Here is a 12,737-nt window from a genome sequence, read left to right on the forward strand (position 1 = left end):
CATTCATTTCCGATGGCAAGCATTTTTTTGTCCAACGGCAAAAAAAAAGCGCCTCGCGGCGCTTTCGGCTCATGCCCAGGCGGGCACACCCACTGGAACAATTTCGGGTTCATGCTTGCGCGATGCGGACGATCCCCCCTCCACATTCACAAACTCGAGATATTCCGAGCTGTTGTCGAAAAGATAGCGCATGAAGCGATTGTTGAAGTCATGGCCGGAACACGAAACCTCGAAATGTCCCCACAGACGACGCTTGCCAACCGCAATGTCGCCCATGAAGTCGAGTATCTTGTGCCGCACCATTTCGTCCTCGAAACGCAGCCCTTCCGGGTTGACCACCCCATAGTCGTCGAAGACAACGGCGTTTTCGAGAGTCCCACCAAGGGCCAGGCCGTTCTTCTGCAGCCACTCCACATCCTTCATGAACCCGAAGGTCCGGGCCCGCGCGATGCGATAGGAGAAAGAGAGCGGCGAAGACTCGAAACTGTATGTCTGGTCGCCGATCATCGGATGGGCAAAGGAAATGGCGTAGTCGATCCGCAGACCGTTGTATGGCTTGACGCTGACGCGCTTGCCGCCCTGCTCGAACACCAGGGGCCGCACGACCTTGGCGACGCGCCGGGGCCGATCAAGCAACCGGATGCCGGCGGAGTTGATGAGATAGACGTAGACCGAGGCGCTGCCGTCCAGGATCGGGATCTCCTCGCCATCGACCTCGACGATGACGTTGTCGATCTCGAGGCCGACAAGGGCAGCCAAAAGGTGCTCCACCGTGGAGACCTTGGCCTGGTCGGTGCCAAGCGTCGTGGCCAATCCGGTCCCGACGACACGGCCGGGCTCGGGAACAACCATGTGCCGACCGGACGTGTTGCAGAGGGAAAACACAACACCCGTATCCGCCGGAGCTGGCTTGAGGACCATCTCGACCTTCTGACCGCTGTGCAGCCCGACTCCGGAGCACCGAATTTCTTTTTTGAGGGTCGTCTGTTTCATGTCATGCCAACATCAATTATCATGCCACCGCGACTTGCAAAGTAATGTCTTGAAATAAAAGACTGCACCAGGCGAGACCAGGGATTTGTCAGCCTGTCGTTTGTTTTGAACAACATGACAGGTGCTAAAAAACAACAACCACGAGCCGATCAAAGCCTGCATGATCTGCGTGCACACTTACGTGCCGGGCCATCGCGGCAAACAGTTCGATCATGGCATCCCTTTGGGAATGATCGATTTCACAGAGCAGCATCGTGCCCGCACTCACCCGCCCCCGAAGGTCTGCTGCGAGCCGGCGGTAGAGGTCCAGCCCGTCACGACCGGCGAACAGGGCCAACCAGGGCTCATGTCCGAGAACTTCGGAACTCATCGACTCGCGGGTGTCTTCCGGCACGTACGGGAGATTGGCCAGGATGATGTCGATACCGCCCACATCAATGCCCAGGACAAGGTCACCGCGCACAAATGCGATGCGCCTCTCGACGCCGTGCTTTCGCGCGTTACGCCTGGCCGTGGCCAGCGCGTTTGGCGAGATGTCGACGGCCGTGACGTGAAAACACGGGAACATCGCTGCGCAGGTCACGGCCAAGGCGCCGCTTCCGGTTCCAATATCCAGCACCCGGAGGTCGGCGTCTCGGGCAACCTTCCCCAGCAGGTGGTCGACCATGAGTTCCGTTTCGGGCCGGGGAATGAGCACGCTGGGGTTCACTTCGAAATCGAGCCCGTAGAATTCCTTGTGTCCAAGCAGATAGGCGACAGGCACGCCGCGAAGCCTGCGCACCGCAAGAGATTCAAAGGCGGCTAATGCCTCCGCGGAAACTTCTGAACGAGAGTCGAGAAGCATGTCCAAGCGGGAAAGATTCAGAACATGGGCAAGAAGAACCTGTGCGGAAAGGCGGGGAGAATCGATCCCGGCCGCGTCGAATCGGGCTTCCCAGAGAGCGACTGTTTCGCGGCGGGAGTTCATGGCGCAAGAAAAAAGCCGAGTTTCCTCAGCTTTGTTTCATGGCTTCGGCCTGATAATGCTGGACGAGGCCGTCAATGATCTCATCGATGTGCCCGTCCATGGCCTGATCAAGATTGTAGAGCGTCAGGTTGATGCGATGGTCGGTTATCCGTCCCTGCGGGTAATTGTAGGTCCGGATTCTTTCGGAGCGGTCGCCCGTGCCGACCTGAGCCTTGCGGTTGTCGTCGTAGGCCTTTTTCGTTTCGTCCTGAACTGCCTGCAGCAGGCGCGAGCGCAGTACCTTCAAGGCCTTGGCCTTGTTCTTGTGCTGCGACTTCTCATCCTGGCACGTCACGACGAGGCCCGTCGCCAAGTGCGTGATACGGATGGCCGAGTCCGTGGTGTTGACCGACTGCCCGCCTGGACCCGACGACCGGAAAACATCGACCCGGATGTCGCTCGGGTCAATCTTCACATCGACCTCTTCGGCCTCGGGCAGGATCGCCACGGTAATGGCCGAGGTATGGATGCGCCCCTGGCTTTCCGTGGCCGGCACCCGCTGCACGCGGTGCGCACCGGACTCGTACTTGAGCTTGCTGTAGACGCTGTTGCCCGAGACCGAAGCGACGATTTCCTTGAAACCGCCCGTGCCGGTGTCGCTGCTGCTCAGCACCTCGACGCGCCAACCGTGCAGCTCGGCGTATCGGGAATACATCCTGAACACGTCGGCCACAAAGAGAGCGGCTTCCTCACCGCCGGTGCCCGCCCGTATCTCCAGGATGATGTTCTTCTCGTCCAGGGGATCCTTGGGCGTCAGCAACTGCTTGAGCAGGCGCTCCTGCTCCTCGATCCGGCTCTTGAGCGCCGGGATTTCGGCCTGGGCCAACTCGCAGAGCTCCGGGTCAGGGTCCTTGGCAAATTCCTGATTCTCGGAAAGTTCGCGCAGAAGTGTCTTGTAGCGCTCGAACGCCTTCACGACCTCATCCAGCTCGGCATGCTTCTTGGCGATCTTGATATAGCGATCCTGATCCTGAAAAATCTCAGGAGTGCTCAGTTCACGCTCAAGCTCGCGATATTTTGCTGCCAGGCTTTCAAGCTTTGTGATCATAAAGGCCTACGATATTTTCAACCAGCTGAAAAACTACTTATTCAGACCGGCGTACTTCTTGCGGAAACGGTCGATGCGGCCAGCGGAGTCGATAAAACGCTGCTCACCGGTGAAAAACGGGTGGCAGTGGGAACAAATTTCGATCCCCAGCTCGGGCCCGATGGCCGTGCGGGTGACAAACTCATAACCACAGGCGCAACGAACCTTGGTTTCGTAGACTTTGGGATGCAGATCTTTTTTCATGAGAACCTCCAGTTTCAAAAGAGAGAGGACAACTATACCACTCGAAGACGATTGGCAAGTCGAATTTGTGGGATTTCACATCCCGGCCTGCAAAGGTTCTATGAGATCCCTTTGGCCTGATTGAGGGAAATGTTGAACGCGACAGAAAAAATGTGGTGCATGAAATCCACATATTCCACGGCCACGTTTTCCGGAGCGGTTATGCGGGCGGGTGCGAAGTTGACGATGCCGCGGACACCGGCCTCGATCAGATAGTTCGCAGCACGCTGGGCGCGCTCGGGGGGAGTCGTGATGATGCCGATTTCAATGTTGAGTTCGTGGACTTTTTCCTTGAGGCGCCTGGAACAGACGACTTCAAGGCCGGCCACTTCCTCGCCGATCTTGAAGGGATCGCAATCGAACGCGCCGACAAGGATGAACCCGCGGCGCCTGAAAATCCCGTGCCGCAGCAAAGCCCGGCCCAGGTTGCCGACGCCCACGAGGGCGACGTTCCAGGTCCGGTCTATGCCCAGGGACTGCTTGATCGCCGTGAGGAGGTCCTGAACGTAGTACCCGACCCCGCGCACGCCAAACTCTCCGAAGTAAGCCAAATCCTTACGGATTTGAGAAGGATTCACACCGCAGGCGCGAGCCAGCCCGTCGGAGGAGATGACGGAGTCACCCTCCTGCAAAAGCGTTTCAAGGACCTGGACGTAGACGGCCAGTCTTTGAATGGTGGCGCGTGGGATGTGAGCGCTTTTCAAAATAACTCCAATAACTCTCTTCGCGTTCTGCGTGATGATGCTAAAAAAAGGGGAGGTGGCACCTCCCCTTTATTACGCAAACAGTTAGCCGACGAAGGGGTTGGCGAACAGCAGGATCAGGTTGACGACCAGGGCGTAGATGGCCAGAGATTCGATCATGGCCAGACCGATCAGCATGGTCACGGTGATCTTGCCGGAAGCTTCGGGGTTGCGGGCGGTGCCTTCGCAAGCAGCCTTCAGGCCCAGGCCCTGAGCGATACCGCAACCGGCGGCGGCGATGGCCATGCCGAGGGCGGCGGCCCAGGAGATGGTGGAGATGACTTCAGGAGCGGCTTCGGCAGCGAAAGCGCAGGAAGCGACGGCGACCAGGGCGACAGTGGCCAGAACGGAAACGAACTTCTTACCCATGATGAAAATCCTCCAAATAAAGTATAATGTTTTGGTCGAATGACCATTTCCCCCGAATTAGTGAGCTTCTTCGAATGCGCCCTTCAGATAGAGCATGGACAGCATGAAGAAGACGAAGGCCTGGATGACGTCGGCCAGCATGAACAGAAAGTACATCGGAACCGTGGAGACGATGGGCGCCAGCATGAACAGCAGGGCCAGAACGATGTCCTCACCGCGGATGTTTCCGAAAAGACGCAGCGACAGCGAGAGCATGCGCGCGAAGTGGCCGATGACCTCGATGGGGAACATCAAGGGCGCCATCCAGATCATGGGGCCGGTGAAATGGTGGATGTAATGGGTGCCATGAATCTTGAAGCCCCAGTACTGGTAATACACGAAGACGAACACGGCCATGGAGGCAGTCGTGTTGATGTTCGCCGTAGGCGCGTCGTTACCGGGGAACAGGCCGCCCAGGTTGCAGGTCAGGATGTAGATGAAAAGCGTCGCCAGAACGGGAAACACCTTCCGGCCGTCCTCACCCATGTTCGCGACCACGAAATCTTCCAGCCCGCCGACCAGCAACTCGAAAAAGTTCTGCAGCCCCCTCGGGACCAGCGAAATCTTCTTGGTGGCCATGGTCGAAACGAGAATCAGGATGATCATGAATGTCCAGGAGTAGAGGACATTGCCCGGTATCAGGCTGTGGCCGTGCGCATCGACGAGTCCAATGGCCTTGACCGCTTCCTCGACTAAGAAAATAGGATGTAAACCCCCTGCCATCTTTACGCCTCCTTAGAAGTTTTCCCCAAAATTTGTGACATTCCCCAAAGCAAAATATTTATCAGAACGGTTGAAAAACCGATCAGCAACCAAACTACCGAGGAGCCGTTCATGACGACCAGGACGTAGATGGCCAGGGCCGTCAGGGCGAGTCGTCCGTAGAAGCTGAACATCTGGACCGCCACCGCGCCCTTGCGGACGTATACCAACTCCTGGATCAACCGGGCCAAGGCCAGAAAGTTCAACGTCCCCAGCACTACCCCCGCGGCGAAGTCCACCCCGCGGGAACCCAGCGCCAGCGCCGGCACCGCCGCGAAAAGGAAGTATACCTGCTGAGCCGCCATCCTGCGCACCTCGGGCACATGAAACCCACGTACGTACAGGGCGCGCTCAATCCTTTTCGTCAGCGTCCGGAGCATCGGCTTCCGCTTCCTTTCTCTGGATACGCCCCATTTCCCGGAACATGTTCCTGTAGCCGGCGATGATGCCGAAAATCAGGAAAAGGAGCGTCAGCCAAGGCTTCGTGTCAAAAAACCTGTCCAGATAGTATCCCATCGCCATGCCAACGATCACGCCGGACACGAGGTGGATCCCCATCATGGAAGCTAGACCCAATGACTGGAAATGCTTATTTTTTTTCTTACCGAAAAACATTGGGTCATCTCAGAGGGCCGCCAGGGCCCAAGCATTCGTGCAATAAATCACAAACCGAAAATGGGGCTACCACAGCCCCCAACTTCGCGTCAATCAAAGTTTTGCGCAAAACCGAATTCTCCTGTCCCGCCGCCGGGAAGCCTCACGCCGCGACGGGCCCGCGGCTTGGCGCCCGACCCGGGCGGCTTGCAAGCCGCGTTCATTCGCACTATGCGGACACAAAATCAATAACCTGGGGGCAGCCCCGCACCGAGCACCGATGAAAAACACCGCCGAACTCAAAGTCCGCCAACTCGCCATAGAGCCCAACCCGCGAAGAATCCTGCGTGGTTCCGACATCCGCAACGACGTCAATCCCGTCTGCCTCTTCCAGAACAGGGCCCGCAAGGCCCTGGAGATGGCCCTGTCCATCCCGGGCCTGGAGTACAACATATATGTCGCCGGCGAACCGGGACTCGGGCGGACCTACCTCGTCGAGAACTTTCTCCTGCCGCAGGCCCGCACCGCGCCCACGCCGCCCGACCTGGTCTACCTGAACAACTTCGAGAACCCGGACAAGCCGGTTCTGGTCAGCCTGGCCGCCGGCCAGGGCAAGATATTCAAGGATTACATGCAGCGCATGGTCAAGCGGCTGCGCCGCGACCTGCCCCGCCATTTCGAACAGGCCACCTATCTGCGCCTGCAAAACAAGCTGTTCACGAAGCTTGCCGTCGTGCGCGACGACCTGATGGACAAGATGGAGGAGGCTGCCCAGCGGAAAGGGTTCAGCCTGAACATCGACGAGGCGGGCGCCGTCTCCCTGACTCCGCTCTTGGACGGCAAGGTTCTCAGCTCCGAGGACTTCGAGCGCCTTGATTCCTCCCGCAAGAAAGTCATCAAGGACCAGAGCAGTTCCGTCCTGAACACCATCGCCGACCTTTCGCGCCAGGTGAACCGCAGCGAGCAGGAGTTCCGGGCCAAGGAACTGCAGCTGGCCCAGGAACATGCCGCGGGCCTGGTGGACCGCCTGCTCGGCCCCATCCGCAAGAAATTCTCCGAGAACAAGGCTCTGAAGGTCTACTTCGACGCGTTCAAGGAAGACGTGCTCGAAAACCTGTCGCACTATCAGGGACGCCCGGAGCGCGAACAGCGCTCCCCGTCGGACCAGCAGGGCGAAAACATTTCAGAGTCCTACTTCCAGCGCTACGACGTCAACCTCTTCGTGGACAACTCCACTCTGACCGGCGCGCCCGTGGTCAAGGAGATCAACCCGGGATTCTTCAACCTCCTCGGCTGCATCGAACGCGAAACCGAATGGGGCACCTACTACACGGACTTCTCCCTCATCCGGGCCGGCGCCGTGCACCGCGCCAACGGGGGGTTTCTCATCCTCCGCGTGGAGGACCTCCTGGCCCATCCCGTCGCCTGGGAAGGGCTGCTCCGCTGCCTGCGCAACCGGCATTCGAACCTGGATGACCCCACGGACCATTACGACATCCTGCGGACCAGGACCATCAGCCCGGACCCCATCCCGCTCTCCCTCAAGGTCATCCTCATCGGCGATGACGAGACCTACGAACTGCTGTACATGCACGACGAGCGGTTCCGGAAGATATTCAAGATCAAGGCCCACATCCAGGACACCGTGGAACGCACGGCCGAGTCCATCACGGGCTACGCCCAGACCCTGGACCGCGCCGCCCGAGAAAGCGGCCTGCGCGGCTTCACCAAGGACGCCTATGCGGAACTGGTGGACTACTCCACGCGCATGGCCGAAGACCGTGAACGCCTCTCGCTGCACTTCTCGCACCTGCGGGAGATCATGATCGAGGCCAACGCCATCGCCGCGGGCCAGGACAGGAAGACCATCGACGCCCCCATCGTCAAGCAGGCACTGGACGAACGCGAATACCGCACCAACCTCTATCAGGAGGAGTTCCTGCGCGAGTACGACCGCAAGTCCATCAAGGTCCGGACCCAGGGCGAAGGGGTCGGCGTGGCCAACGGCCTGTCCGTGACCCAGGTCGGCGACTACGTCATGGGCTTGCCGCACCAGATCTCCTGCACCGTGGGCGTCGGCCACGGCGGCATCATGGACCTCGAACGCGAGGCGGAACTCGGGGGGCCCATCCATACCAAGGGTATGATGATCCTCAAGAGCTACTTCGTGAATCTTTTCGCCCGCAACAAACCCATCGTGCTCACCGGAAGCCTGTGCTTCGAGCAGAGCTACGCCCATGTGGACGGGGACTCGGCTTCTGGCGCCGAACTGGCCGCCCTTCTCTCGGCCCTCTCGGGGGTGCCCATCCGCCTGGACCTCGCCTTCACCGGGGCTGTGTCCCAGTCCGGGGCCATCATGGCCGTGGGCGGGGTGACGCACAAGGTGGAGGGGTTCTTCGAAGTCTGCCGCCGACGCGGGCTGACGGGACAACAGGGCGTCCTGCTGCCCAGGGACAACATCGTCCACCTGGTCCTGCGCGAAAACGTCCTGCAGGCCGTCAGGGACGGACAGTTCCACATCCACCCCGTGAGTACCATCGAGGAGGCCATGGAGATTCTGACGGGCATGCGCGCGGGCACGCGCCTCAAGGACGGCCGGTTCTCGCCGAAGTCCCTGTATGGCGCCGTGGACGAAAGGCTGTCCGAGCTGGCGGTCCTGGCCGACAAGAAATGCGCCATGCCCAGGCGCAAGGCCGCAAAAAAGCCCGGGGCCTGAGGGCACCCGGGCTCTGACGTTCATTTTTCCGCGTATGGCCGCTTACCGGGGCAGCAGCTCGGCGTTCTTCTCGCCCATGGCGCCGTACAGACCGGCCACGGCCCGCTCGTAGGCGGACATGGCCCCGTTCAGGCTCGCTTCCGCCTGGGTCTGTGACGCCTGGGCGTCGAGAACGTCCGTGTTCGTACCGACCTGGGCCTCGTACCGGGCCACAGCCATGCGATAGCTCTCCTTGGCGGCCACAAGACCCTCCTTGGCGGCGGCGATGCGCTTCTCCGTCTCCTTGATCTGCAGGAAGCTCTCCTTGACCGCAAACGTCGCCTCGTTCTCCAAATTCTGATATTCCTGCATGACCCGGGACACGTTCTTCTTCGCGCCCTTTTCCGCGTAGTAGGTCTTGCCCCACTCGAAAAACGTCCACTTCATGCCGACCTGCGCATTCCACTCGCTGGGCGTGTGATAGTCCCCTCCGTCGACCGCAGGATTCTCGCCGGCCCGGACATAGTTGAAGTCGGCCCCGACCTGCGGGTAGTACGGCACGGCCGCAAGCTTGGCATCCTTCTCGGCCACCATGACGGTCTGACGGGCGATGGTCAGATCCGGCCTGTTCTTCAACGCCCGCTCAAGACAATCCTCAAGGCTCAGGTTCACGGGAAAATATTCCAGCGCACCGACATACTCCACCTCCGCGCTGGCGTCCCGACCGATCAGGGTGTTGAGCTGCGCCGAGAGGGTGTCGACGCTGTTCTGGGCGGCCAACAGCAACTGCTCGGCCGTGGCCACGTCCACCTGGGCCTGCAGCATGTCGAGCTTCGGACGCAGCCCCACTTCGTAGAAGGCGGTATTGACCTTCAACTGCGAACGCAGGCGAACCAGCGAGTCCTCGGCGGAACGCACGTTCTCCCGCGCCTGCAGCAGCCGCAGAAACGCGTCCTGGATGGCCACGGTCAGCTGCAGTTCGGCGTTGTCGATCTGCGACGCGGCCTGCTCCTTTTGCAGCAGGGACTTCTCATAGGTCGTCAGCAGGTTGAAGCCGGTGAAGAGGGGCTGGTGCACGTTGAAGGCCAGTTCCCAGTTGTCCAGGGTCCCCACGGTCCGGCCGTAGGACATCGGACGCTCGTCAAGGCGCGTGTAGCCGTACTGCGTGCTGAGCGCGGGTCCGAAGGCCGCCTTGGACGACCTCACCGCGTAATCGGCGGCCATGAGGGCTTCCCGCGCAGCGAGGATGGATGGGTTGTGGCTGAGCCCAGCCGCCACCGCGTCCTTCATGGTCATGGTTTCAGCCGCAGCCGTCTGCACGGCCAGGAACAATGCGGCGACGAGAAATGCGCAGATCCGTGATATTCTCATAAAACGTGCTCCAAAATCGTTTGCCTGCGGGAGTGTGTAACGCATCGAACGTCCTGTACTCCCCATGAAGCGAAAAGGCCACCTCGGCGGCCGGGCCAAGACTTGTGAAGAAAAGAACTTGAAGTCAAGCAGGTTCTGCCATATATTTTGGGATCAGATCAATATCAAGAGGAGGCATCCCATGTTTTCAGGACTCATTCTCGGCCTGGGTCTCGGCATCGTCGGACTGATCGTCTACTTCCTGCACAAGGAACACGGCCCCACGAAGCATCACTAATCACGTCAACCGCGATTTCCGCCTCGGTTCAGAAGCCTGACGGATCTCGAATTCGCCCGGCGCACGCTTGCCTCCCGCAGGTCGTGCCCAGACCATGACCGGATCGCGGGACAGGGTGCGAAGACTTTTGGCAGGAAATACGTTCGGAACGAAAATTCCTGCTTGCCTTCGCCCAGAGCTTTGCATAAAAGCGCTTCTCACCCAACGACGCCGGGGTAGCTCAGTCGGTAGAGCAGGGGACTGAAAATCCCCGTGTCGGCAGTTCAACTCTGTCCCCCGGCACCACGAGATCAAGGCCGCTCATCGAGCGGCCTTTTCCTTCGCTGAGAGGCGGCGGCATGGCGTCCCCGAAACAGCACGGAACGGGTGGGCGCGCCAAAGCGGCCAAAGTGCATTTTTCGACTTGCCAAAGACGTTGGTTTTCCATAGTAACGGGCTTCCGTTGCGCCGGGGTAGCTCAGTCGGTAGAGCAGGGGACTGAAAATCCCCGTGTCGGCAGTTCAACTCTGTCCCCCGGCACCATGTACGCAAGGCCGCATTACGCGGCCTTTTTTCGTTTCCAGGCCTCGGCGAAGCCCCTCTGCCGCGCATCACGCCTTGACGAACCCGCCGCATCGACCTACCGCCTCTCCATGCACAGCTTGCGATTCAGGAGACTTTGGCCATGAACATCACCCAGCGCAGCTACTCCACCACCATCACCTTCGACTTCGAGCAGGACGCTCTGACCTACACCAGAGCCGACGCCTACGGTTCCCACTCCTTCCAGCTGCCTTACGGCTCCATCGGGATGGACCCACGCATGACGTCGGAACGAAACGGCACGCTCTTCAGCGGCGCGATCCTGCTTGCGGCATGGGGAATGGCCCAGGCCGCGTACACCATGATCCGCGGCGACCTCCTCGGCGCCATCTTCATGCTGCCAGGGGGGCTGTGTTTCCTGCTGCACGCCGCCCTCAAGACGAACATCACTTCCCTGAATTCCGATGAAGGCGAAATCGCCATCATGCATGACGGAAACTTCGAGCGCATCATGTCGGAAATCCGGGAACGCAGAAAAAAGCAACTGCTGGACTGGTACGGCAACATCGACTTCGGCAACGATCCCGAGGAGGAAATCCAGAAATTCGAATGGTTGCACTCGCAGCGGATCATCACTTCGGACCAGTTGCAGCGCATCGTGAACACCATCCGCAACGCCGACACCGGTGATCAGGACCGGTTCGAAGATCCCGCGCCGCCGCACCAGTAAGCCTGCGCAAACCCCTCGCCGAGCGTAAGACCGGACACCTGCCGTGACTTCTCGACGGCGAGCCGCCTCAGGCGTGTCCACCAGCGGTTAGCCGCCCGTCGGAAACAGCATGACCACACCCGCAACCCCCATCGTCCGGGAACTCCGAATCCCGGACCCGGAACGCCTCGCCAGTGCCCTGCGCGCCCCGGACCTCGGCCCCCGCATCCTCTTCTTCACCGGCGGCACGGCGCTCACCGATACAAGCCGGGCGCTGGTCGCGTACACCCGCAATTCAGTACACCTTGTCACCCCCTTCGACTCCGGTGGCAGCTCGGCGGTCCTGCGCCGACACTTCGGGATGCCGGCCGTGGGCGATCTGCGCAACCGGCTCATGGCTCTGGCCGACCGCACCCTGCACGAGTTTGCGGAAATCTACGAACTCTTCGCCCATCGGCTGCCCAAGAACGCACCCCAGGCACAGCTCTGGGCCGAACTGGAAACCCTGGCGCACGGAAGTCACCCGCTCATCGCCAATGTTTCTGCTCCCTTGCGTGAAATCGTACGGCACCATCTGCAGATCTTCCAGCGGGCGGCCGGCCCGCAATTCGACCTTCGCGGCGCCTGCATCGGCAACCTTTTCCTCACTGCCGGCTACCTGGAAAACGGGCGGAACCTCGATCCCATCGTCGGCATCTTCTCCGAGCTTGTCCAAGCACGGGGCGAAGCGAGGCTCCTGCTCGACTCGAATCTGCATCTGCGAGCCCGGCTGCAAGGCGGCGAGCTCATCATCGGCCAGCACCTCATCACCGGCAAGGAAACCAGACCCCTGGGCAGGGCCATCCGTGAGCTGTGCCTCGTGGACCAGGCCTTGGACAACGCTCCCGTCCGCCCGCCGATCCGCGGGGAAATCCGGGCCTGCATCGGCGGCGCCGACCTCATCTGCTACCCCATCGGCAGCTTCTACAGCTCCCTCGTCGCCAACCTGCTCCCTGCGGGAGTGGGCGCGACCATAAGCAGGACGCCCTGCCCCAAGGTCTTCGTTCCCAACACCTTGCCCGACCCGGAAGCGATCGGACTGTCCCTGGCGGACCAGGTCCGCACCCTGCTCCGCCACCTGCAGGCCGACGCCCCGAACGCCATCGCCGTTGGCGACGTCCTCGACGCCGTCCTGCTCGACCCATGCATCACCTATCGCGGCGCCGAGAATCTGGAACTCGAACTGGCAACCCTGGGCCTGAGAATCATCAAGACGTCACTAACGGTCCGTGAAACAGGCGCCATCGACCCCCATCTGCTCTGCCAGGCCCTGATCTCCCTGGCATAA

General features: G+C 60.4%; 13 protein-coding genes and 2 tRNA genes. 5 read left to right on the forward strand and 10 right to left on the reverse strand.

The features are described from left to right. Positions 1-69: 69 nt before the first annotated feature. The 9 genes from lpxC to ACYQ3G_RS17810 all read right to left on the reverse strand — a co-directional run bounded on the left by lpxC (position 70) and on the right by ACYQ3G_RS17810 (position 5,857). Positions 70-993 (reverse strand): UDP-3-O-acyl-N-acetylglucosamine deacetylase, encoded by a 924-nt coding sequence (gene lpxC, locus ACYQ3G_RS17770; RefSeq protein WP_459828159.1) that lies wholly within the window; start codon positions 991-993, stop codon positions 70-72. Between the two features lie 124 nt (positions 994-1,117). After that, positions 1,118-1,960 carry a peptide chain release factor N(5)-glutamine methyltransferase gene (prmC, locus tag ACYQ3G_RS17775; RefSeq protein WP_459828162.1) on the reverse strand — a complete coding sequence of 281 codons (843 nt, stop codon included), beginning with the start codon at positions 1,958-1,960 and terminating at the stop codon, positions 1,118-1,120. A 25-nt stretch (positions 1,961-1,985) separates the two neighbouring features. Further along, entirely contained in the window at positions 1,986-3,047 is a 1,062-nt protein-coding gene (gene prfA / locus ACYQ3G_RS17780; protein WP_459828165.1) for a peptide chain release factor 1, read from the reverse strand. 33 nt (positions 3,048-3,080) lie between these two features. Further along, a complete protein-coding gene (gene rpmE / locus ACYQ3G_RS17785) occupies positions 3,081-3,290 on the reverse strand; it encodes a 50S ribosomal protein L31 (RefSeq protein ID WP_028577812.1) in 210 nt (69 codons plus the stop codon). 98 nt (positions 3,291-3,388) lie between these two features. Further along, on the reverse strand, positions 3,389-4,033 hold the full coding sequence (locus ACYQ3G_RS17790) for a redox-sensing transcriptional repressor Rex (RefSeq protein ID WP_028577813.1): 645 nt from the start codon (positions 4,031-4,033) through the stop codon (positions 3,389-3,391). An 84-nt stretch (positions 4,034-4,117) separates the two neighbouring features. Continuing rightward, entirely contained in the window at positions 4,118-4,441 is a 324-nt protein-coding gene (atpE, locus tag ACYQ3G_RS17795) for an ATP synthase F0 subunit C (RefSeq protein ID WP_028577814.1), read from the reverse strand. Positions 4,442-4,498: 57 nt separating this feature from the next. Continuing rightward, on the reverse strand, positions 4,499-5,203 hold the full coding sequence (gene atpB, locus ACYQ3G_RS17800; RefSeq protein WP_028577815.1) for a F0F1 ATP synthase subunit A: 705 nt from the start codon (positions 5,201-5,203) through the stop codon (positions 4,499-4,501). A 2-nt stretch (positions 5,204-5,205) separates the two neighbouring features. Further along, a complete protein-coding gene (locus ACYQ3G_RS17805; protein WP_043775758.1) occupies positions 5,206-5,547 on the reverse strand; it encodes an ATP synthase subunit I in 342 nt (113 codons plus the stop codon). 46 nt (positions 5,548-5,593) lie between these two features. Continuing rightward, a complete protein-coding gene (locus ACYQ3G_RS17810; RefSeq protein WP_459828171.1) occupies positions 5,594-5,857 on the reverse strand; it encodes an AtpZ/AtpI family protein in 264 nt (87 codons plus the stop codon). Positions 5,858-6,116: 259 nt separating this feature from the next. Here ACYQ3G_RS17810 and ACYQ3G_RS17815 point away from each other — a divergent pair, with 259 nt between their 5' ends. Then, a complete protein-coding gene (locus ACYQ3G_RS17815) occupies positions 6,117-8,552 on the forward strand; it encodes a Lon protease family protein (protein ID WP_459828174.1) in 2,436 nt (811 codons plus the stop codon). A gap of 42 nt (positions 8,553-8,594) precedes the next feature. On the opposite strand, the gene ACYQ3G_RS17820 is transcribed toward ACYQ3G_RS17815, so the two are convergent. Then, on the reverse strand, positions 8,595-9,902 hold the full coding sequence (locus tag ACYQ3G_RS17820) for a TolC family protein (protein WP_459828176.1): 1,308 nt from the start codon (positions 9,900-9,902) through the stop codon (positions 8,595-8,597). A gap of 486 nt (positions 9,903-10,388) precedes the next feature. On the opposite strand from ACYQ3G_RS17820, the gene ACYQ3G_RS17825 reads away from it, so the two are divergent. The 4 genes from ACYQ3G_RS17825 (at position 10,389) to ACYQ3G_RS17840 (ending at position 12,737) form a co-directional block, all read left to right on the forward strand. Continuing rightward, a tRNA-Phe gene (locus ACYQ3G_RS17825) sits at positions 10,389-10,464 on the forward strand. 161 nt (positions 10,465-10,625) lie between these two features. Beyond that, a tRNA-Phe gene (locus ACYQ3G_RS17830) sits at positions 10,626-10,701 on the forward strand. 142 nt (positions 10,702-10,843) lie between these two features. Beyond that, positions 10,844-11,431: a hypothetical protein gene (locus ACYQ3G_RS17835; protein WP_459828179.1), complete on the forward strand. Its 588-nt coding sequence runs from the start codon at positions 10,844-10,846 to the stop codon at positions 11,429-11,431. Positions 11,432-11,540: 109 nt separating this feature from the next. After that, positions 11,541-12,737: a GAK system CofD-like protein gene (locus ACYQ3G_RS17840; protein ID WP_459828182.1), complete on the forward strand. Its 1,197-nt coding sequence runs from the start codon at positions 11,541-11,543 to the stop codon at positions 12,735-12,737.

The sequence above is a fragment of the Desulfomicrobium salsuginis genome, assembly GCF_054657795.1.